Consider the following 21,375-nt stretch of genomic DNA (forward strand, 5'->3'; position numbering starts at 1 on the left):
GGTTGTACTCCGACAAAAGTGGGTCCGGTTTTGCGTCGGTGCCCCAGTTTGAGGTAAGCGAGAAGGTTCAGCTTTTCGCCTTAGGGATCGCACATAAGCATTGTGCGCCGTAAGGGCATCAAAAAATGGGTTTCGGAAGGTTTCCGAACACCCCGCTTTGTGAAGGATCACGCCTTTGGGCGAGAGAAAATATTTCGGCACCGACGGTATTCGCGGTCGCGCCAATACGCACCCGATGACGGCCGAAGTCGCTTTGCGCGTGGGCCTGGCTGCGGGCCGATTTTTCAGCACCGGGGACGACCGCCGCCATCTGGTGGTGATCGGCAAGGATACGCGTCTGTCGGGCTATATGATCGAGCCGGCGCTGGTATCGGGTCTGGCCTCGGTGGGCATGGACGTGCGCACCTTTGGTCCGCTGCCGACGCCGGGTGTGGCCATGATGACCCGCTCCATGCGCGCCGATCTGGGCATCATGATCTCGGCCTCGCACAACGACTATGCGGACAACGGCATCAAGCTGTTCGGTCCGGACGGCTATAAGCTGTCCGACGAGATCGAACTGAAGATCGAAGCCATGATGGACGAGACTCTGAATGAGAACCTCGCACCGTCAAACAAGCTGGGCCGCGTCAAGCGTATCGACGATGCTCCGCCGCGCTATATCGAAATCGCCAAATCGGCCTTCCCCAAGCGTCTCAGCCTCAAGGGGCTGCGCATTGCCATCGACTGCGCCAATGGTGCGGGTTACCGCGTGGCTCCGACGACGCTTTACGAGCTGGGTGCCGAGGTCTTCCCCGTCGGTGTCGAGCCGAACGGCCTTAACATCAATGCCGAGTGCGGTTCGACCCATCCGGAAACCGTTTCCGAAGCCGTCAAACGCTATCGCTGCGATATCGGTATCGCGCTGGATGGCGACGCGGACCGCGTCATTATCTGCGACGAAAAGGGTCATGTGGTCGACGGCGACCAGATCATGGCCCTGATCGGTCTGGACTGGGCCAAGCGTGGCCGACTGAACGGCAATGGCGTAGTGGCGACGGTCATGTCCAACCTTGGCCTTGAGCGTCGCCTGAAGGCCGAGGGCCTGACGCTGGAGCGCACCAAGGTGGGCGACCGATATGTCATGGAGCGCATGCGTTCGGGCGGTTTCAACATCGGCGGCGAACAGTCTGGCCACATTATCCTGAAGGACCATGCCACGACAGGTGACGGCCTGATGGCGGCGCTTCAGGTGTTGGCGGTTCTGGTGGAAGCGGGTGTGCCGATGAGCGAACTGGCCCGCCAGTTCGAACCGGTGCCGCAGTTGCTGAAGAACGTGCGTTACACCTCGGAAGCTCCGCTAGAGACCGAGAACGTCAAAAAGGTCATGGCCGAAGCCGAGGCCCAGCTGAACGGCTCGGGGCGTCTACTGGTGCGCAAGTCCGGTACGGAAAAACTGATCCGTGTCATGGCCGAGGGCGACGACGAGGCCTTGGTCAAACGGGTTGTTGCCGAAGTGTCCGACGCGGTCGCAAAGGCAGGATAAAACCAAGAAGGGGCGGCTCGCACGGGTCGCCCTTTTTCTATGCCAGTTGCTGAGCCAGCTCCTCGATGCGCTGACGCAGGTCGGGCACGGCGATGGTTTCCCAGAATGCGGCGCGAGCCGGTGGGCCAAGGACGAAGAAGGTCGGGTCTTCGGTCCCGTTCTTGCCGATAGCCTGACCGGAAGGTGCAACCTGAAGTCCGAGGCCCAGCGGATCAATGCTGAGACGGCCTGCTGCGACCAAGGGCGCGGTTAGCGGGTCACGCGCGGGATCATGGCCCGGACCCGTACAGTCGATGACCCATTGGACCGAGGCAATACGCTCGCCATGGGTACCACGCGGGTTCCAGACGACATCGAGGCCTCGGTCGATTTCGGTGATGGATTTCACGCGCCCTGCCGCGATTTCCAGACGGCCAGCTTCGCCCAGTTGATCGATGACTGCGGCGACGTCCGGCGCGATGCGGTGGCGGTGAACATCCCACCACGGACGCAGATGGCGCAGGAAGCGGGCCCGCGTGTCTGTATCCGCCGCTTCCCATAGTGTCGCCGTGCGGGATCGGTAGCCGTCCATCACATCACGCCAGTCGCTGCTGGCTGCCACAGCGCGGGCGGCCTTTACGCGACGCGAAAGACATCCGGTTAGAGCGGCATCCGGCAGAGGCGCAGCTTGGTGACGGCCATAGATATGGGCACGCGGGGCCAGACCACGACGGGAGAGAGCAACAGCCTTACCCTCCCAACCAGCCGCGTTCAGGCTCAGGAAGACATCCACCATCGTCAGCCCTGTACCGAGGACGAGCACGTCGTCGCTCCTACCGATCTGTTCCAGCGCCCCCTTGGCCCATGGGTCGGGAATGGAGCGGGCGCTGTCACTATCTCGGCTGGTTCGCGGGGGTGGATTGCCGCTGGCTAACACGACGGCGCGGCCCTCGATCTTCGTGCCGTCGGCCAGCGTCACCGTGGTGCCGTTGATGGCGGTGGCCTGTCCTTGAACCCAGCGGATCAGGTCGGGATGGGACTTCTCCACGGCCCCCAGTCGAGACTGAATATAGGCACCGTACAGTCGACGCGGGGCAAAGCCTTCGGGGTCGGCATGGTCTGGATGATGGACTTCCAGCCATTGCTGAAAATCGCCAACCTTATCCGCCAGCGCGCCCATATTGGCGGTCCGCACATTCAAGCGATGCACGTCTTCTTGGGTGGAATAGGCGACGCCGAGGCCGAGCTGTTCTGACCTTTCAATCACGACGCTGGCCTGTCCTTTTTCGGCAAGGCGGGCCGCCAGCATGGAGCCGGAGAAACCCCCGCCGATAATCAGGACAGGAAGGGCACGCGTCGTCGTCATCAGAAAATCCGCTTAGATTTCCTGATTGAATGCCCCGATTTCAGGATGGTTGGCCAGACGTGGCTTCACCTCTTCACGGAAGAGTGCGCGCATGTCGTCTTCGGATTGCATGCTTTCGACCACCACAACCAGTTCCGGCTTGTTGGAGGAGGCGCGGACCAGAACCCACGACCCGTCTTCCAGATGCACACGGATGCCGTTGACGGTGATGACCTCGACGATGTTGCGGCCAAGGATAGAGCCACCGCTGGCGGCCAGTTCCTCGTATTCCTTCACGATGCGGGCCAGCACGTCGTACTTCAGCTCGTCATCGCAATGCGGCGACATGGTCAGGCTGGTGTAGGCCGGCGGCAGAGCCTGCATCAGTTCCGACAGCTTCTTGTCAGGATTGCGATCTAGCATCGACAGGATGGCTGCGGCGGCGACGATGCCATCGTCATAGCCATGGCCCAGTTCGCCCGCCATGAAGAAGTGCCCCGACTTTTCAAAGCCCGCCAGAGCACCGATCTCGGCGGTCTTGCGCTTGATGTAGGAGTGGCCCGTTTTCCAATAGACGGTGTTCGCGCCATTGGTCTTCAGGACCTCATCAGTTTTGTAGAGGCCCGTCGACTTCACATCGACCACGAAGGTCGAGTTGGGATAGACGGCCGACAGATCGCGGGCCAGCATCAGGCCGATCTTGTCGGCGAAGATTTCCTCGCCGGTATCATCCACGACCCCACAACGGTCTCCATCACCGTCGAAGCCCAGAGCGAGGTCGGCACCGGTTTCGCGAACCTTGGCCGCCATCTGCATCAGCATGGCGTGGTCTTCGGGGTTCGGATTGTATTTGGGGAAGGTGTAATCGAGCTCGGTATCCATCTCGATCACCTCGACGCCCATGCGGCGCAGAGCCTCGGGCGCGAAGGCACCGGCCGTGCCGTTGCCACAGGCTGCGACGACTTTCAGCGGGCGCTTGATCTGCGCCTTGGTGGCGACGTCGGCGATGTATTGCTCGGCGAAATTCTCGACGCGGGTCAGGGTGCCTCCGGCACGCTCCACACCCAGACCGCCCAGCACGATCTCTTTCAGGCGGGTCATCTCATCAGGACCGAAGGTCAGCGGCTTGTTCGCGCCCATCTTCACGCCGGTCCAGCCGTTCTCGTTGTGGCTGGCGGTGACCATGGCGACGCACGGGGCGTTAAGCGCGAACTGCGCATAATAAGCCGTCGGCGACAGGGCCAAGCCGATATCCAGCACCTGCATGCCGCCTTGCAACAGGCCGATGGTCAGGGCCTGTTTCACCGATAGCGAGTAGCTGCGGAAGTCGTGACCGATGACGATCTTCGGCTCGATATTCTGCTCGTGGATATAGGTCGCCAAACCCAGACCCAGCGCCTGAATACCCAGAAGGTTGATCTCTTTCTCAAGGATCCAGCGGGCGTCGTATTCGCGGAACCCCGTGGGTTTGACCAGTGCCTCGGTCTCAAACGCGGCCGTGTTGGGCTTCAGGTCCTGACGGGGTTTCAGCATTTGGGTATCCGTAGCCTATTGGATCGGGCTGGATCACCGGGGTGATCGCGCCGTTATGATGGGGCCTCTTAGACCATCGGCAGCGACGGTCTGGCAACCGTTAGAAGCGCGCACCAAGGGTGACGGTTCTGCTAAGTCGTCAATACAGCCTTGACCGATGGAGCCACGGCCCATAGCCATGCCCCTAAGATAACGGAGTGCTCAATGTCGCGTCTGATCCTGCTGCGCCACGGCCAAAGCCAGTGGAACCTCGAAAACCGCTTTACCGGCTGGGTCGATGTCGATCTGACCGCAGAAGGCGAGGCGCAGGCCCATCGTGGTGGCGAACTGATCGCCGAGGCCGGTTTCAAACCGTCGGTGATGTTCACCTCGGTCCTGAACCGCGCTAAGCGCACCGGTGCGATGGCCCTGGAGGCTGCGGGCCTGACGGGTGTTGAAGTCATTGAAGACTGGCGTCTGAACGAGCGCCATTACGGTGGTCTGACGGGTCTGGATAAGGCCGAGACGGCTGCCAAGCACGGCGACGATCAGGTCAAAATCTGGCGCCGTTCGTATGATGTGCCGCCGCCGCCGCTGGCCGCCGACAGCGAATACAGCTTTGCCAACGACGCCCGCTATGTCGGCAAGGACATTCCGGACACCGAGAGCCTGAAGACCACGCTGGACCGCGTGCAGCCCTATTGGGATGCCGAGATCGCGCCGCGTCTCAAGGCCGGTGAGGACGTCCTGATCGCTGCGCACGGCAACTCGCTGCGCGCCATCGTGAAACTGCTGTTCAACGTTGCCGACGACAAGATCGTCGAGGTCGAAATCCCGACCAGCAATCCGCTGGACATTGAACTGGATGCCAATCTGAAGCCGGTTTCGGCCCGCTTCCTTGATCAGAGCCGCGCTACGCCGCTGCCGGAAATCGCCTGAACATGAGCAACACCGGATTGGAACAGGACGAAGTCTTCATGCGCCGCGCCATTGAGCTGGCGATGGAAAACATGGGCAAGACCTGGCCCAATCCGGCGGTTGGCTGTGTGATCGTCAAAGATGGCCAGATCGTTTCCGAGGCTGCCACTGCTGCTGGCGGTCGTCCCCACGCTGAAGAGCAGGCCGTACCTGCGGCGGGAGAGGCGGCCAAGGGCGCGACTGCCTATGTAACGCTGGAGCCCTGCGGGGCGCGTTCCTCGGGCCGCAAATCCTGCGCCCAGTTTCTGGCCGAAGCGGGTATTGCCCGCGTGGTCATCGGTGCGTTCGATCCTTCCCCTTTTGCGTCGGGCCGTGGCGTAGAGCGTCTGCGGGGTGAAGGCCTTCAGGTGGATGCCGGCGTGGCGGAAAAAGAATCCCTCTATCTCTGTGAGGGTTTCTTGCACCGTCTGGAAACCGGTCGCCCCATGGTGCGCGTTGCAACCGAAGTCACGGGTTTTGACGCCCGTTTTGCAGCTTCGCCCAAGGCTGATCTCAAGAACGAACTGAACCGGCTGGGCGAGGCGGGCTATACCCGCGTCTGGACCACCGAAGGCCCGTTGGCCGATGCCCTACGCGAGCAAGGTCTGCTCACCGAATAGGGTTGCGGCAAAGCTTCCTTAATGCACCGGTAGCCATATTGGCCGCATGAGTGAAGCAGACGCCCCCATCCGCAAGCGACCGACGCAGGCCGAGGTAGATATCATCTGCCAAAAGCACGACCGTTTGTGGCAGGCGCGGCCCGGTGGTGCGCGCGCCGTTTTTGCGTGGATGGACCTCAGCGGGCTGGACCTGAGCGGACGCAATCTCACCGATGCCGACTTCACGGCGGCCAGCCTGATCGGCACAAAACTCGCAAACGCCAAACTGGATAACGCCAACTTCTTTGGCGCGGATATGCAGGATATCGACCTCACCGGTGCCAGCCTTCGACGCGCCGATTTGCGCGGGGCATGCCTGCGCGGTGCCGATCTGTCCGGGGCCGACATGTTCGAGGCAGACCTGCGCGAAGGGGCCATTGCCGCCTCCGATGCCAAGCTGGGTTATCGCGTCCTTGAGGCCCGCAAACGCGCCGACACCGAGGCGCAGGGGGCCAATCTTTCGGGGGCCAACCTCCAACGCTCGCGCCTGACCGGCATCGTCGCCATAGCGGCCGATTTCACCGACGCAGTGATGAAAGACTGCAAGCTGGTACGGGCAAACCTTAAACAAGCTAGCTTCCGCGGCGCTGACCTCGCGGGTGCCGATCTTTCGGGTGCCGATCTGTCTGGAGCGGATATGTCGGGCGCTATTTTGGTCGGGGTGAAGTCGACCATGTGGCGCGCCGACGGGGCCAATATGGACGGGGCGCTGACCGATAAAGGCTCGTCTGCCGAACCCATCGCGGCCCTGCCCGCCGCCGATATGCTGCGTGTCCATGCCCAGTGGTGCGAGACGGGCGGTGCCGAGGGTCAGCCGTCGGTGTTCGATGGTGTCGACCTGCGGGTGCTGGGATCGATTGCGGGACTGAACCTGACGGCCCTTTCGGCAAAGGGCGCGGTCTTCTACGGACTGGATATGGAAGGTGTGCAGCTTCAAGGCGCACAGCTTGAAGGGGCCGATCTGCGCTCGGTAAACCTGCGCCGCGCCGATCTTCGCGGAGCCAGGCTGGCCGGTGCACGATTGAACGGTTCGGACCTGCGAGATGCCCAACTGGGGCCATTGCTGCTGGCGGCGGACCGATTGCTTCCTGCGGACCTGACAGGGGCCAATCTGCGCGGAACCGATCTGACGGGGGCGGACATGCGCCGTGCCAATCTGACGGATGCTGACCTTTCACGGTCCCGCATTGTTGATGCCCAACTGCGCGGGGTGAACCTCCGCCAGACCCGTATGGAAAGTTTGCGGGGAATGGACGCGCAGGCCTTGCGCGCGGCTGCCGAAGCCTGACCCTAGAAAAAAGGCGGCCCCTCCGAAGAGGGACCGCCCGTAAAGCAGGGGAGGAAGGTGCGGTTACGCGGCCTTCTTGGACTCGACCTTGCTTTCGATCAGGGTCGAACCGTCAGCGATCTCGATACGGCGCGGCTTGAGGGATTCCGGCAGTTCGCGCTGAAGTTCGATGGTCAGCAGGCCGTGGTTCAGAGCAGCACCCTTCACCACAACATAGTCGGCCAGCTGGAAGCGGCGCTCGAAGTCGCGCTCGGCAAGGCCACGATGCAGGAAGGTGCGCTGGACCGTCTCGTCCTGCGGAGCCTTCTTACCGGTCACGGTCAGCAGGTTTTCCTTGGCTTCGATTTCCAGCTCTTCCGGCGCGAAACCGGCGACAGCCAGCTCGATGCGATAGGCATCTTCGCCGGTGGTCTCGATGTTATAGGGCGGCCAGCCGTTTTCCTGGCTGGTGCGGGCGGCTGTTTCGATTTGACGGGCCAGACGATCAAAACCGACGGCGGTACGGAACAGCGGGGAAATGTCATAGGTACGCATCTGCATCCTCCTGAAAGGTCAGCAAGGTTGGGTGGCGCGGCGATTTTGCCCCGAGCCACATGAGGGATCAGCCAGAGCGAGCCTTTCTAGGCCTCGTTCGGACCGGAAGGCCCGTAAGCGGCACCTTCAATATGCAAGTTAGGAAGCCGTTTTTGTCGTTCAAGGGGTAAAACGACGTGATGCGGCCTTGCCGTAAGCGCGAAGCACCTTAACAATCGCGCCACGCCTTTTTGAACGCCGACACGGAGATCTCGATGCGACCGCTCGTCTTTGGTGCCTTGGCAGCCACCGTCCTGATTTCAGGATCGGCTATCGCGCAAACCGCCCCTACCGAATTTCCGGCCCAACTGCCCCACCGGCAGGGCTTGTCGATGGAAATGCCGAACGTGGGTGAGGACACCCAGCTTCAGGCTGCGATCGCCGCACCCACGCGCCCCGAGGCGGACAAGGCGCGCGACGTGTATCGTCATCCGATGGAGACCCTGACGTTCTGGGGCTTGCAGCACGGTCAGACCATCGTCGAGATCGAGCCGGGCCGCGCAGGATGGTGGCGCAATATTCTCGAGCCCTACGCCGCTGCGACCGGTGGGACCTATGTGGGCGTGAGCCGTCCGCTGGACGGCATGGGTGTCGAAGATGGCACGGCTGATATCGTAGTCGTGGCGCGCGCATTCCATAACTGGTCGCGCGATGGCCGCGTCGGCCCCTATCTTCAAGCCTTCTATAAGGCCTTGAAACCGGGCGGTGTGCTGGCCGTGGAGCAGCACCGCAGCGGCGAAGGTGTTGCGGTCGAAACGGTCGCTCCTACCGGTTACGTGCCCGAGAGCTGGGTGATCCGTATGGCGCGCGAGGCGGGCTTTGAACTGGATGCCCGCAGCGACCTGAACGCCAACTCCGCCGATGATCACGATCATCCCTTTGGTGTCTGGACCTTGCCGCCCATCCGCCGCTCCGAGCAGGATGGCCGTACTCTCACTGCCGAAGAGCGCGCTGCGTTCGATGCGATCGGTGAAAGCGACCGGATGACGCTTCGCTTCCGCAAACCCCTTACGGCCCAATGATGGCCTAATCGCTGTGCGAGAAGCGCGGCGAACACGACCTGACGTAAGTCTGTGGCCGGACTATCCGGCCATGGGCGGAGGAACTTTATGACCGTATGGACATCACGACGCCTGTTTCTTGGCGGGGCTGCCTCCAGCAGCCTGCTTCTGGTCGCGGGTTGCGGCCGCAAGAAGGAAGAGCAGGCACCGGCACCCGAGCCGGTCGTGGATGGTCCGCCCGAAAGTTCGTTGGAATGGGCCGTCGAAGGCTCGTGGCGCTCGACCGAGGACAAGGCCCGCGACCAGTGGCGTCACCCGATGGAAACGCTGCGCTTCTTCGGCTTGCAGCCGGCCATGAAGGTGGTCGAGTTCTGGCCGGGTGGCGGCTGGTACACGGACATTCTGGCTCCCTATATCGCCAAGGGCCGCGGCAAGCTCTTCGTCGCTGGCTTTGTCGAGGGCGAGGGTGCCGATCCCGCTCAGGTAGCGGTGAACAATGCTCTGAAGGCCCGACTGGACTCGAACCGTAAACTGTACGGTGATGTCGGCTTCACCCATTTCGGCGTCGGATCGGGGCCTGTGGTGGACGAGCCCGGTACTGCCGACATGGTCTTGTTCATGCGCTACATCCATGTGTGGATGGCGGCAGGTATTGCCGAAAAGGCCTTCGCGGATGCATTTGCCGCACTGCGTCCGGGCGGTATCCTCGGCATCGAACAGCACCGTTTGGGGCCGGACGAGGATCAGGACCCTGCAGCGGCCAATGGCTATGTGCAGGAAGGTTTCGTGCGCCAACTGGCTCAGGAGGCGGGCTTCGCCTTCGTCGAGTCCTCGGAAATTAACGCCAATCCCGACGATACCAAGGATCACCCCTTCGGTGTCGAGACCCTGCCCCCAACCCGCCGCTCTTCGGCACCGGGCGAGCCGCCGAACTTCGAGTTCGACCACAGCAAATATGACGCGATCGGCGAGTCCGACCGCATGACTCTCAAATTCAGGAAACCCGAGTGAGCCGCCAATCTCCGCTCTCCGCTCAAGCACCATTGATGGGAGTACCGGGGGCCAGCGCGCCTCCGGGTGGCGAAGCTGACTGGTTCCGCGGTGCGGGCGGACTACGCCTGCGCGCAGCCTTGTGGCACCCCAGTGTGCTGCAATCGAAAACGCCGCGCGGCACGGTGGTTCTTAGCCCGGGTCGCACCGAACCGATCGAGAAATACTACGAGCTGATCGGCAACTTCCTCGCGCGCGGCTTCTGCGTTCTGGCGCACGACTGGCGCGGTCAGGGGTTGTCGGCCCGGCTGTTGCCAGACCGGCTCAAGGGCCACGCCCGCGCAGTTGAAGAGTTTCTGGACGATTACGCCCGCCTGATGGACGCCTATGAGCAGCAGGCTCCCAAGCCGTGGATCATGGTCGGGCACTCGATGGGCGCAGCGCTCAACCTGCTGACGCTTGAAGGTGGCGACGACCGGTTCGCCGGTGCCCTGCTATGTAGCCCCATGCTGCGCATTCGCACCGGCAAGCGTTCGATGTGGTCGGTCAAACTGGCTGTGCGCTGGGCGCTGCGTAACGGCAAGGGCGGCGACTATGTGCTCGACAATGTGGATGACCCCTTCATTCACACCTTCGATGACAATGCTCTGACGTCGGACGCGACCCGCTACGGCCTCTGGCAGCAGCAGATTTTTGCCTGTCCGCATTTGGCAATCGGCGGCCCGACCTGGGGTTGGCTGGGCTTTGCGCTGGACGCAGGCGAACGGGCTCTCAAGTCGCGGGCCCTGAAGTCGGTGAAGGTACCGGTTTGCGTCGTACAGGCCGGTGAAGACACGGTCGTCTGGAAGCAAACCGCGCGTTGGGCCGCCCGTCGCCTTGGTCGGGGGCGCTATGTTGAGGTCCCTTCGGCCAAGCACGAAGTCATCATGGAAGTCGACGAGCATCGTGCTGTTTTCCTGAGAGAATTTGACGAGCTAGCTGACTATTTGGCCCCTTAGGCCACTTTTCGGGGCCGTTGAACACCGCGCGAAAAATTCGCTCAGGTGATACGAATGGTCTTGATTAGGACGCTTAAAGGGGTCAAATCACTCGCGTCGATATCTCTGCGTAACGCCCTTTTCTTCTTTGCGACGCATTGAGATCTGCCGTTTCCCTAGACCCGACGGGCCCGAAGAATAGTTCTCCGCGCTCAACCCACTGGAGGTCATAAAATGGCTAACGGCACCGTAAAATGGTTTAACTCCACCAAAGGCTACGGCTTTATCGCTCCGGACGCTGGTGGCAGCGACGTGTTCGTGCACATCTCGGCAGTTGAAGCTGCTGGTCTGCGCGGCCTGAACGACGGTCAAGCAGTCTCGTACGAGCTGGAAACCGATCGCCGCAGCGGCAAGGTTTCGGCCGGTCAACTGCAAGTTCTCTAACTTGCACTGACGCTGAACGATAAAGGGCCGTCCCGGGAAACCGGGGCGGCCTTTTTTTATGCCCGCTGTCGGTCGCGCATAGAAAAAGGGCGCGCCTTAGCGAGCCCTTCTCCTTCGTAGCCTTGGCGCCCGATCAGGCGTCGACGGCGGCATCCAACGCGTTGGCCTGGATGAACTCGCGACGCGGCTCCACCACATCGCCCATCAGCTTGGCGAACAGGTCGTCTGTTTCGTCGGCGTGCTCGACCTTGACCTGCAGCAGGGTGCGGGCGTTCACGTCCAGCGTGGTTTCCCAGAGTTGCTCGGGGTTCATTTCGCCCAGACCTTTATAGCGCTGGATGGCGATGCCCTTCTTGCCAGCGTCCAGAACGGCGGCCAGCAGGTCGAGAGGACCGCGTACCGTTACCGTCTTGTCCTTGCGGCGGAAGATGGCCGGCTTTTCAAACAGCTTGTCGAAGGCCACAGCGCGTTCGCCCAGACGACGGGCGTCCATCGAACGGCCGAGGATTTCGTCCAGAACGATGGTCTCGCTGACCGCGCGGCGAACGCGGGTGAAAGCCACACCGCCCTGTTCGGCCAGAGCGCCGGACCACGGACCGTCGCCCTCTTCGTTGTAGAGGTTCAGACGCAGCGCGGCCTGTTCAGCACGGGTCAGCAGTTCGCCATTGGCTTCGTCGAACAGGCCCGCCAGAGCGCCCTGTTCAATGGCGAAGGCCGGAGCACGTGCGGCCAGACGGTCCACGCCCGCCTTGAACGCCTTGGCCTCGCGGACCAGTTCCTGCAGATCCATACCCGCGCGGACTTCGCCCGACCCGGTTTCCAGCGTGGCGTCGGCGCAGCCTTCCTCGATCAGATAGGCGTCCATTTCGGCCTGATCTTTCACGTAGCGGTGCTGCTTGCCCTTGGAGACCTTATAGAGCGGCGGCTGGGCGATGTAGATGTGCCCGCGCTCGATCAGTTCCGGCATCTGGCGATAGAAGAAGGTCAACAGCAGCGTACGAATGTGCGCACCGTCGACGTCAGCATCGGCCATCAGAATGATTTTGTGGTAGCGCAGCTTGTCGGCGTTGAAGTCATCGCGGCCAATGCCGGTGCCAAGCGCGAGGATCAGCGTGCCGATGGTGTCGGACGACAGCATGCGATCAAAGCGGGCGCGCTCGACGTTCAGGATCTTACCACGCAGCGGCAGAACGGCCTGGTTCTCACGGTTACGCGCCTGTTTGGCCGAGCCACCTGCGGAGTCACCCTCCACGATGAACAGTTCGGACTTGGCCGGATCGCGTTCCTGACAGTCTGCCAGCTTGCCGGGAAGCGAGCTGATTTCCAGCACCGATTTACGGCGGGTCAGGTCGCGGGCCTTGCGGGCGGCTTCACGGGCAGCTGCAGCTTCGATGATCTTGGAGACGATCATCTTGGCCTCGGTCGGATGCTCTTCGAACCACTCCGACAGACCTTCCGAGCAGAGGTTTTCTACGGCCGGACGCACTTCGGACGAGACCAGTTTGTCCTTGGTCTGCGAGCTGAATTTGGGGTCCGGCACCTTGACCGAAAGGACGCAGGTCAGGCCTTCGCGGGCGTCTTCGCCGCTCGGATTGACCTTTTCCTTTTTGGCCGCGCCAGCCTTGTCGATGTAGCTCGACATCACGCGCGTCAGAGACGCACGGAAGGCCGACAAGTGGGTGCCGCCGTCACGCTGCGGGATGTTGTTGGTGAAGCACAGCATTGTCTCGTGGTAGCTGTCGTTCCACCACAGGGCGAGATCCAGTTCGATGCCGTCCTTCTGACCGCGAATGACAATGACGTCTTTCAGGATCGGGGTCTTGGACTTGTCGAGGTGGCGCACGAAAGCTTCGACGCCGCCCTCATAGTGCAAGACGCTCTCGACCGGCTCGGCCAGTCGGTCGTCGCGCAGTTTGATCAAAACACCGGAGTTCAGGAACGCCAGCTCGCGCAGGCGGTGTTCCAGAGTTTTGAAATCGAAGTCGATGAAGCTGAAGGTCGTCACCGACGGATAGAAGGTGACTTCGGTGCCGGTCAGGAGCTGGCCGGCCTTGGCACCTTCGGTGCGCACCGGCGCGTCGCCGACAACTTCCAGCGACTTGACGGTGTCGCCGCGCTCGAAGCGCATGAAATGCTTTTTGCCATCGCGATAGATGACCAGTTCGAGATAGTCCGACAGGGCGTTCACAACCGAAACGCCCACGCCGTGCAGACCACCCGAAACTTTGTACGAGTTCTGGTCGAACTTACCGCCGGCGTGCAGCTGGGTCATGATGACCTCGGCGGCGGAGACGCCTTCTTCCTCGTGAATGCCCACCGGAATGCCGCGACCGTTATCGGTCACGGTGCACGAGCCATTGGCATTCAGGGTAACGGTGACCAGATCGGCGTGACCCGCAAGGGCTTCGTCGATGGCGTTGTCCACCACCTCATACACCATGTGGTGCAGACCCGAACCGTCATCCGTGTCACCGATATACATGCCGGGGCGCTTGCGCACGGCATCCAGGCCTTTGAGAACCTTGATGGAATCGGCGCCGTACTCTGGCGCGGGAGCAGTCTGTTCGGTCATGAAAACGTCGGCTCAGGGTCCGGGGGTCGGACGGGGAAAAGGCGGCGGCTCGGCCGCCATTCCGAAGGCGCAAATCAGCGCGCTCCGAAGTCTCCAACATATAGGATTTTTCCGGCAAAAAGCCAGCTTTTGACGCCGTTTAGGCCGCGAAATCCCCGTGGCTCGACGGGGGCTGGCCACCGAGGCCGTCGGGGCCGATCGCCACGAACTGAGCCCGCCCTTCCAGCGCCGAAAACAGGGGACGTTCGGTACCGGTCATAAAGGCTTGCAGGCCCAGTGCTTCGATCTCGTCGAACAGGGCCGCGCGACGGTTCTCGTCGAGGTGGGCCGGTGCCTCGTCCAGCAAAAGAACGGGTTTGGCGATCCCTTCGGCCAGACGCGCGGTCTGGGCCAGAATGAGGTTCAGCACCAGCGCCTTTTGCTCGCCGGACGATCCTTCGGCGGCGGGGCGGTTCTTTTCGCGGTGGATGGCCGTCAGGTCGGTACGGTGCGGGCCGAACAGGCTGCGGCCCGCGGCACCATCGCGCGTGCGGGCACGGGCAAAGCCTTCGCCCAGCATGGACAGGATGTCGGCCTCGTCGGCACCCTCGCGCGCCATCTGTTCGGCAGGCCCCTCCAGCCCCAGATCTGCCAAGGGGAAGGGGCGGTCGGCACGGGCGTCGATGCCTTCCTGCAAGGCGGTTAGGGCTGACACGCGCGCGATGGCGGCGCGGGCACCGGCCTCGGACAGGCGGGCCTCCAGCGCGTCCAACCACAGGGGATCGGGCACCTGATTTTCATGGGTCAGCAAGCGGATGCGCTCGCGCAGGGCCTTCTCATAGTTGGAGATGGTGGCCGCATGGTCGGGATAGGCCGCAAACACCAGTCGGTCGAAGAACTTCAGGCGGTCGGCGCGGGCATCGGAGAACAGGCGGTCCTGCTCCGGCGTGGCCCAGACGGGGCGTAAGTGTTCCAGCATCCGGCCGGGGGCTGCCGTTTCCCCATCGATGCGCACGATGCGGCGGGCCGAGGGACCCATGGTCTGGATTCCAGTGCCGATCTTTACCTCACCGTCGGCGGTGTCCAGCGTGGCGGCTACGCCCCATGCACGGCCCACAGCCTCGCCTGGCTCGCGTCGACCCATCTCGGCAGCGGTCGCCCCGCGCAGGCCTTTGCCGGGAGTCAGCAAGCTGATGGCCTCAAGCAGATTGGTCTTGCCCGACCCGTTCGGCCCGAACAGCACCACGGTCCCGCCGGACAGGTCCAGACGGGCGGCGCTGTAGGAGCGGAAGTCCGTAATGGCGAGGGAAGAAATCAAACGCGTCAACAAGGTCGTGGCACCGGAGGGCCTGATCCGGTCAGGACAGCCTATAGCCCAAGCGCGCGCCCCCTCACAAATGCGCAGGCTCTAGGGCGCAGTCGCCCGGATCCATTCCGCCAGACAAGCTGCCTTGCTGGAAGCGTTAATCCCCGCCTCCTGTCCTTTGCTGCGGATGCCTAGTCCTGCCGCTGCAAAGCGATGGCTGATAGTGATGGCTCCTTGGCGTTTGTTTGCTTTGCGATAGCGCGCAATCAAAGTGGCAAAGGGCGGAGAAACGATCTCTTTGCTGTCAATAATGTCGCGCCGGTCAATCGTCCGTGGGCGGCCCCACACCGGGCGAATGGTCAACGCATGTTCGGTGAGGCTCACACGATGCGGACGGCTCAGTCCTATTAGACCGAACAGAGCCGGCGGGGTGCAGACAAGCAGCAGGATGCCGGCAATAACCGGTGCCCCACTGGCGAAAACCATAGAGGGCGGAACAAGGCTACAGGCGATGATCAAGCCGTATTCGAACCTGCTCGTTTCGAACTGTTGGACCACGCTGTCCCCCTTATACAACCTCCAGAATGATCGGATGGTCGAGGCAAATAGTAAACCTGTGGGAAGCAGACGCGTGTCCGATTTCGGATTTAGAGGCGCGGGGGCGAACGGAATTTTGATCGGACGCTTTGTGGGGGGGAGGAGACAATCATGAACGACATTCACCATCGCCCCCGGCCGCCCTATGGCATCATCGCGGTTGTATCGGCTTTCTTGATAGGCGAACTGTTGCTGCTGATCCGGATGGGATCGGACATCTTGTTCTGATGGTCGCGCGATGAGCGAGACCGTCGCCAACATAGTCGGGACCGCCGCGGCTATCTGTTCCAACACCAGTTTTGCACCTCAAGCCATCAAGATCTGGAAGGCGCGCGATGCATCGGCCGTCAGCCTTAAGACCTATTCGTTGACAGTGACGTGTTTTGCGCTGTGGGTTATCTACGGGGTGATAACTGAGGCTTGGCCGGTGACATTTGCGAACAGCTGTGCCTTGGTGATGGCGGTCATCGTGTTGACGATGAAATGGAAGTTCCGCGACAGCAAAAAGGCCCGCCCGGACGTACCGGACGGGCCCTAATAGGTCTTGCGCTGGCGACTTAAACGCGCAGCGGCATCAGCACGTACTGTACGCCGACGTCGGCCGGATCGAGCACCAGTGTGGGGCTGGCGGCGTCGGCGAATTTGAAGCTGGCGATTTCGCCGGTGATCTGACCTGCGACGTCCAGCAGGTAGCGGGCGTTGAAGCCGATTTCGAACGGCTCGTCGGAGTAGCCGATTTCGACTTCTTCCTCGGCCTGACCGGCTTCCATGTTGCGGACGGTCAGTTTCACGCGGTCGTTGTCGAAGGCTAGTTTCACCGAGCGGCTCTTTTCAGCCGAGATGGTGGCCACACGGTCAACGGCCTTGGCGAACAGGCTGTTGTCGATGTCGGCGGTGCGCTCGTTACCCTTGGGGATGACGCGCAGATAGTCAGGGAAGGCACCGTCGATGACCTTGGAGGTCAGGCTGGCTTCACCGAACTCGAAACGGATTTTCTGGGCCGAGACCTGAACCTCGACCGGACCTGCGCCATCGTCCAGCAGACGACGGACCTGATCCACGGTCTTGCGCGGGACGATTACGCCCGGACCGCCTGCGGCACCTTCGGGCGCAGGGGTCTCGGCCAGTGCCAGCCGGTGACCATCGGTGGCCACAGCACGCAGCAGCGGAATGCCGCCGTCTGAGACGGTGTGCAGGTACAGGCCGTTCAGATAATAGCGCGTTTCTTCGGTCGAGACGGCAAAACGGGTCTTGTCGATAAGGCGAGCCAAGTCTTCCTTAGGCAGCGTGTAGCGTGCGCCCGAGGCTTCATTCGACATGACGGGGAAGTCGCCTGCGGGCAGGACCGGCAGGTTGAACTTGGAACGACCGGCGGCCACGACCAGACGAGGATCATCACCCGAATAGGTCAGGCTGACTTCGGCACCGTCCGGAAGTTTGCGGACGATTTCGTACAGGGTGTGAGCTGGAGCCGTGATTTGACCCTCGACGTTCACCTGTGCCTCGGCTTCGTCGACCATTTCCATGTCGAGATCGGTCGCGGCAAACGACAGACGGTCACGACCAGCGGTCAGCAGCACGTTCGACAGGATCGGAATAGTGTTGCGGCGCTCGACCACGCTCTGAACATGCCCAAGAGCTCTCAGAAGTGCGGAACGTTCGATGGTCAGTTGCATGTGGTCTCGCCCGGGTGCGGGCCTGACTGGCGCCGCCAATTGACTATGGGTGAAAAGTCTAGCGCATTGAGCGGGCTGAGCAATGGTCGAGTGCAAATCGCAGCCATATTCCCCGATCTCCACAGCCCTGACCGGCTAAAATGGCTGTGTTCACGCCTGTCGCGGATCTCGGACTGCAACATTGGATCACGGCCTTGCAACTCAGCAGTGCGCAGAGGCGTATTGTCGATGCCACGGTCAGCGTCGACCAGAGGTGGTCGCAGGGGAAGTGGTATGATTTTAGTCGCGTTGCTCTCGACGATGGTCCTGACACAGGATGTATCGGCCAAAGACCGAGTGATCGACGAAGCCAAGGCGCTGGGTAAGACCTTGGTCAAGGCGCAGATTTGTTATGCTGCCGGAGGTTTGCAAATGGGGCAGCCAGGGGCGCAAAACCGCATCGATACCTTTCTCATGCGCGCAGAGCAGGCTGGACTGACGCCGATCGAGGTCAAGCGCGAGATCGAAAATGCGACAATGTTCGAGATGGCCGCGCTCGTGTCTGTATCCGGCGTCGATCTGGATCGCCCCGATATTCGCCAGGCTTTCGCCGACGCGGGTTTGGCGGACTATGACCAACAAGCTTGCGAAGAGGCGGTGGCAGAGGAGCCGGACCTGTTCGGGCCGGTAGTGGGTGCGAGGTGAACCGATAGGTCTCGACCCAGCAAAGAAAAACGGCCCGGAAATCCATCCGGGCCGTTTTGTTTTTTAGCCGCGAAGCTTGCGGGTGAGAGCTTCGACGTCGCGGGCGATTTGTTCATCCTGCGACAGCATTTCCTCGATCTTGCGCACACCGTGCAGGACGGTCGTGTGGTCACGGCCACCGAAGCGACGACCGATGTCCGGATAGGAACGGGTCGTGTGCTGCTTGCACAGATACATGGCGATCTGGCGCGGGCGGGCGATGGCGCGGGTGCGGCGCTCGCTCAGCAGATCGGCTTGTTTCAGGTTGAAGTGCTCGGCGACGGTCTTCTGGATCTCGTCGACGGTGATGCGACGCTCCGGACCACCACGCATCTGGGTGCCCAGCAGGGTCTGCACTTCTTCAACGGTCAGGGTGGCCATACGTGCACCGGCCACAGCGGCCAGGGTGTTCACGGCACCTTCGAGTTCGCGCATGGAGCCCGGAGTGCGGTCAACCATGTGCTCGAGAACTTCGGGACGGGCTTCGCCAGAGACGACACCCAGCTTGGCCAATGCGCGCAGACGGCTTTGGGCCACCGACACCTTGAGAGTGCGGTCAGCGGCTTCGACCGGGCAGGTCAGGCCAGCAGCAAGGTGGCTGCGCAGACGCGGCTCGATATCGGTCAGGGCAACCGGAGCGCGGTCAGCCGACAGTACGATACGCTTACCGTCCTCGATCAGCGAGGTCAGGGTGTTCAGCAGTTCTTCCTGGGTGGAAGCCTTGCCGCCCACGAACTGGACGTCGTCGATCAGCAGCATGTCGGCCGAACGCAGGCTTTCTTTAAAGGCTGCGGTGGCGCGGTCCTGCATGGCGCGCACAAAGGTCGACAGGAAACGCTCGGCGGTCAGGTAGATGACCTTGGCGTCCGGACGCAGGCGCTGGGCTTCCCAGGCGATGGCGTTCAGCAGGTGGGTCTTGCCGTAGCCATACGGGCCGCAGAAGAACACCGGATTGAAGTGACCATCGGCCCACGAGGCAACCTGTTTGGCGATGGCCAGGGCAAAGGCGTTGCCGTGACCTTCAACGAAGGTCTCGAAGGTTAGGCGGTCTTGCAGGCCAGCCGCACGAACAGCGCGGGCGCTGTCAGCCGACGGTGCAAAAGCCGGAGCCACAGGCGCAGCCGGAGCGGCGGCGATGCTGATGGAGTTCAGGCGCGGCACTTCGCGTGCCGACGACGGAAGGATGGAGCCGCACTCGGCGCGGCAGCGAACGTCCAAACGGCGCGACAGGCCGTCCAGGCCCAGCCACAGCTCGTTCATACGACGCAGTGCGTTTTGACGAACCCAGTCCCGCGCATAGGCGGTGGGGGTTACCAGTATCAGATTGCCTTGAGCATCCACGCGTACCGCCGAAGGGGCGATATAGGAGCTGAACGGGCCATCACCGATTTCCGCCTTCAAGCGGTCTGCAGCCTCATTCCAGATACGATCTGGATCGGTCATCTGCCCCATAGCAACGCCCCCGATCATTATAGAGTCACCCGCCAAAAATGTTTTATCGTTCACCGTTGCAGCGCGACTTCAGGAGCTGACATCAGGGACGACTTCTCCTGTCACGCCAAACCGAGGTTAGGCGCGTGGGGTCGTTCTCACAGACAGACATCTCCGCCGAGGGAAACCTTTGATTTCCCTCGTCTTCATCCTTGGGGATGGAAGTGCGTTACCCCTTGAACTTACTCAGCGCGCCGCGGGAATCAACGCAGATTCGAGTCGCGAATTGCACTTAAATTTGTTGACTCGCGCAAACCCCCGTCGGGCCTAGAGAAAAGGGATTTTTTTGCTCTGACAGGGTCGAAAAATGTTCCGCGCAGAACACAGCGCGCAGCAAGAAGGCGAGGCACCTGCTGGCACCTCGCCTTTGAAATCGTTCGATTTTCTTGCAACACCCGTAATGCGGGTATTTAAATTTCGTCTAAAAATTGAGGCGGAGCAATCGCTTAAGAACTGCTCCGCTCAGAGACGAGATTTAGGCTGCCGACAGCTTCTTCAGCTGGGCGGCCAGACGGCTGACTTTACGCGAGCCGGTGTTCTTGTGAACCACGCCCTTCGAGACAGCGCGCATCAGTTCCGATTGAGCGGTGATGAAAGCAGCCTTGGCAGCTTCAGCGTCACCACCGGTGACTGCTTCTTGGAACTTACGCAGGTAGGTACGCACGCGGGTGCGGCGGGCCTTATTCACTTCGGTCCGCGCTTCGATCTTGCGGATCGCCTTGCGGGCGCCGGCGTTGTTAGCCATTTGAAAAACCTTCGAACGATATGCGCCACGAACCTGAAGGCCCACGGCGATGAAATCTTTAGAGCGCGCGGCTATAGCGGAAACCCGTTTATTGGTCAACGCAATGCGGCTCGAATTGAGTCGGGACGGGGATTCAAGTCCCCGGTTCCCGACAACTGTGGACGAGCTTAGCGGCTGGTGAAAGCCGGCTTACGCTTTTCGATGAAGGCCGCCATGCCTTCCTTCTGGTCCTCGAAAGCGAACATCGAGTGGAACAGACGGCGTTCGAACTGCAGACCCTGTGACAGGGTGGTTTCGAACGCGGCGTTGACCAGTTCCTTGTTGGCGATCACGGCCAGCGGCGACTGCGAGGCGATCTTGGCGGCAGCCTTGCGGGCTTCATCCAGCAGTTCCTCGCCGGGCACAATGCGCGACACCAGACCGGCACGCTCAGCCTCGGCAGCGTCCATCATGCGGGCGGTCAGGCACATGTCCATGGCCTTGGCCTTGCCGACAGCGCGGGTCAGGCGCTGGGAGCCACCGATGCCCGGAGCCACGCCGAGGTTGATCTCCGGTTGGCCGAATTTGGCCGTGTCGGAGGCGATGATGAAGTCGCACAGCATGGCCAGTTCACAGCCACCGCCCAGCGCATAGCCGGATACAGCCGCGATGATCGGCTTGCGGAAAGCGGCGACGCGGTCGTGCGCACGGGCGAAGAAGTTTTCCAGATACATCTGGGCATACGACTTGTCCGACATCTCCTTGATGTCGGCCCCTGCGGCAAAGGCCTTGGCCGAACCGGTCAGAACAACAGCGCGGATGCTGTCATCGGTGGCTGCGGCTTCGAGGAAGTCGCCCAGTTCGCCCAGCAGTTGCGAGTTTAGGGCGTTGAGTGCCTCGGGGCGGTTCAGGGTAACGATCGCGTAGCCGTCGGCGTGACGTTCGATCAGCAGGGTGGAATAGGCGTCGGCCACAGGTGGCTCTCCTTATTCATACAGGTATGGGCGATGGTTTAGCCCGTCCGTCGGATGGCTCAAACCGGTTTGTCGCGTGTGTG

20 protein-coding genes are annotated in these 21,375 nt (G+C 61.8%); 10 read left to right on the forward strand and 10 right to left on the reverse strand.

The window, feature by feature from the left end:
• Positions 1–175: 175 nt before the first annotated feature.
• On the forward strand, positions 176–1,525 hold the full coding sequence (gene glmM / locus LOX95_RS02375; protein WP_242912722.1) for a phosphoglucosamine mutase: 1,350 nt from the start codon (positions 176–178) through the stop codon (positions 1,523–1,525).
• Positions 1,526–1,562: 37 nt separating this feature from the next.
• Here the strand turns inward: glmM and LOX95_RS02380 are convergent, their stop codons facing one another.
• Both LOX95_RS02380 and LOX95_RS02385 read right to left on the reverse strand, forming a co-directional pair.
• Positions 1,563–2,870, reverse strand: a complete 1,308-nt coding sequence (locus tag LOX95_RS02380) for an FAD/NAD(P)-binding protein (protein ID WP_242912724.1) — start codon at positions 2,868–2,870, stop codon at positions 1,563–1,565.
• Between the two features lie 12 nt (positions 2,871–2,882).
• Positions 2,883–4,382: a phosphomannomutase/phosphoglucomutase gene (locus LOX95_RS02385; RefSeq protein WP_242912726.1), complete on the reverse strand. Its 1,500-nt coding sequence runs from the start codon at positions 4,380–4,382 to the stop codon at positions 2,883–2,885.
• A 204-nt stretch (positions 4,383–4,586) separates the two neighbouring features.
• Here LOX95_RS02385 and gpmA point away from each other — a divergent pair, with 204 nt between their 5' ends.
• The 3 genes from gpmA to LOX95_RS02400 are packed head-to-tail and all read left to right on the forward strand — an operon-like array spanning position 4,587 to position 7,265.
• On the forward strand, positions 4,587–5,300 hold the full coding sequence (gene gpmA / locus LOX95_RS02390; RefSeq protein ID WP_242912728.1) for a 2,3-diphosphoglycerate-dependent phosphoglycerate mutase: 714 nt from the start codon (positions 4,587–4,589) through the stop codon (positions 5,298–5,300).
• A gap of 2 nt (positions 5,301–5,302) precedes the next feature.
• Complete coding sequence (locus LOX95_RS02395) at positions 5,303–5,938, forward strand: bifunctional diaminohydroxyphosphoribosylaminopyrimidine deaminase/5-amino-6-(5-phosphoribosylamino)uracil reductase RibD (RefSeq protein ID WP_242912730.1); 636 nt, start codon at positions 5,303–5,305, stop codon at positions 5,936–5,938.
• A gap of 46 nt (positions 5,939–5,984) precedes the next feature.
• Positions 5,985–7,265, forward strand: coding sequence for a pentapeptide repeat-containing protein (locus LOX95_RS02400; protein WP_242912732.1), 1,281 nt, complete (start codon positions 5,985–5,987; stop codon positions 7,263–7,265).
• A 63-nt stretch (positions 7,266–7,328) separates the two neighbouring features.
• Here the strand turns inward: LOX95_RS02400 and LOX95_RS02405 are convergent, their stop codons facing one another.
• Complete coding sequence (locus LOX95_RS02405) at positions 7,329–7,799, reverse strand: Hsp20 family protein (RefSeq protein ID WP_242912734.1); 471 nt, start codon at positions 7,797–7,799, stop codon at positions 7,329–7,331.
• Positions 7,800–8,053: 254 nt separating this feature from the next.
• Between LOX95_RS02405 and LOX95_RS02410 the strand changes: the two genes are divergently transcribed.
• From LOX95_RS02410 to LOX95_RS02425, 4 genes are all read left to right on the forward strand, one after another.
• The gene (locus LOX95_RS02410) at positions 8,054–8,860 is read left to right on the forward strand and encodes a class I SAM-dependent methyltransferase (RefSeq protein WP_242912736.1); all 807 of its coding nucleotides are present in this window, start codon (positions 8,054–8,056) and stop codon (positions 8,858–8,860) included.
• A gap of 87 nt (positions 8,861–8,947) precedes the next feature.
• Positions 8,948–9,850: a class I SAM-dependent methyltransferase gene (locus LOX95_RS02415; RefSeq protein WP_242912738.1), complete on the forward strand. Its 903-nt coding sequence runs from the start codon at positions 8,948–8,950 to the stop codon at positions 9,848–9,850.
• Entirely contained in the window at positions 9,847–10,827 is a 981-nt protein-coding gene (locus LOX95_RS02420; protein ID WP_242912740.1) for an alpha/beta fold hydrolase, read from the forward strand. Before LOX95_RS02415 ends, LOX95_RS02420 begins: the two co-directional genes overlap by 4 nt.
• A 213-nt stretch (positions 10,828–11,040) precedes the next feature.
• Positions 11,041–11,250, forward strand: coding sequence for a cold-shock protein (locus LOX95_RS02425; protein ID WP_242912743.1), 210 nt, complete (start codon positions 11,041–11,043; stop codon positions 11,248–11,250).
• Between the two features lie 133 nt (positions 11,251–11,383).
• On the opposite strand, the gene gyrB is transcribed toward LOX95_RS02425, so the two are convergent.
• From gyrB to LOX95_RS02440, 3 genes are all read right to left on the reverse strand, one after another.
• Positions 11,384–13,822 (reverse strand): DNA topoisomerase (ATP-hydrolyzing) subunit B, encoded by a 2,439-nt coding sequence (gene gyrB, locus LOX95_RS02430; protein ID WP_242912745.1) that lies wholly within the window; start codon positions 13,820–13,822, stop codon positions 11,384–11,386.
• Between the two features lie 139 nt (positions 13,823–13,961).
• Positions 13,962–15,119, reverse strand: coding sequence for a DNA replication/repair protein RecF (gene recF / locus LOX95_RS02435; protein ID WP_242912747.1), 1,158 nt, complete (start codon positions 15,117–15,119; stop codon positions 13,962–13,964).
• Between the two features lie 90 nt (positions 15,120–15,209).
• Positions 15,210–15,665 (reverse strand): hypothetical protein, encoded by a 456-nt coding sequence (locus LOX95_RS02440; RefSeq protein WP_242912748.1) that lies wholly within the window; start codon positions 15,663–15,665, stop codon positions 15,210–15,212.
• A 277-nt stretch (positions 15,666–15,942) separates the two neighbouring features.
• Between LOX95_RS02440 and LOX95_RS02445 the strand changes: the two genes are divergently transcribed.
• Positions 15,943–16,242 (forward strand): SemiSWEET family sugar transporter, encoded by a 300-nt coding sequence (locus LOX95_RS02445; protein ID WP_242912763.1) that lies wholly within the window; start codon positions 15,943–15,945, stop codon positions 16,240–16,242.
• A gap of 19 nt (positions 16,243–16,261) precedes the next feature.
• On the opposite strand, the gene dnaN is transcribed toward LOX95_RS02445, so the two are convergent.
• On the reverse strand, positions 16,262–17,380 hold the full coding sequence (gene dnaN / locus LOX95_RS02450) for a DNA polymerase III subunit beta (RefSeq protein ID WP_242912768.1): 1,119 nt from the start codon (positions 17,378–17,380) through the stop codon (positions 16,262–16,264).
• Positions 17,381–17,653: 273 nt separating this feature from the next.
• Here dnaN and LOX95_RS02455 point away from each other — a divergent pair, with 273 nt between their 5' ends.
• Positions 17,654–18,064 carry a hypothetical protein gene (locus tag LOX95_RS02455; RefSeq protein WP_242912769.1) on the forward strand — a complete coding sequence of 137 codons (411 nt, stop codon included), beginning with the start codon at positions 17,654–17,656 and terminating at the stop codon, positions 18,062–18,064.
• Positions 18,065–18,127: 63 nt separating this feature from the next.
• Here the strand turns inward: LOX95_RS02455 and dnaA are convergent, their stop codons facing one another.
• The 3 genes from dnaA to LOX95_RS02470 form a co-directional block, all read right to left on the reverse strand.
• Positions 18,128–19,546: a chromosomal replication initiator protein DnaA gene (dnaA, locus tag LOX95_RS02460; RefSeq protein ID WP_242912770.1), complete on the reverse strand. Its 1,419-nt coding sequence runs from the start codon at positions 19,544–19,546 to the stop codon at positions 18,128–18,130.
• A gap of 523 nt (positions 19,547–20,069) precedes the next feature.
• Positions 20,070–20,339, reverse strand: coding sequence for a 30S ribosomal protein S20 (gene rpsT, locus LOX95_RS02465; RefSeq protein ID WP_242912771.1), 270 nt, complete (start codon positions 20,337–20,339; stop codon positions 20,070–20,072).
• Positions 20,340–20,506: 167 nt separating this feature from the next.
• A complete protein-coding gene (locus tag LOX95_RS02470; RefSeq protein ID WP_242912773.1) occupies positions 20,507–21,292 on the reverse strand; it encodes an enoyl-CoA hydratase in 786 nt (261 codons plus the stop codon).
• Positions 21,293–21,375 lie beyond the last annotated feature (83 nt).

This window comes from Brevundimonas pishanensis (genome assembly GCF_022750635.1).
GTDB classification, from domain to species: domain Bacteria; phylum Pseudomonadota; class Alphaproteobacteria; order Caulobacterales; family Caulobacteraceae; genus Brevundimonas; species Brevundimonas pishanensis.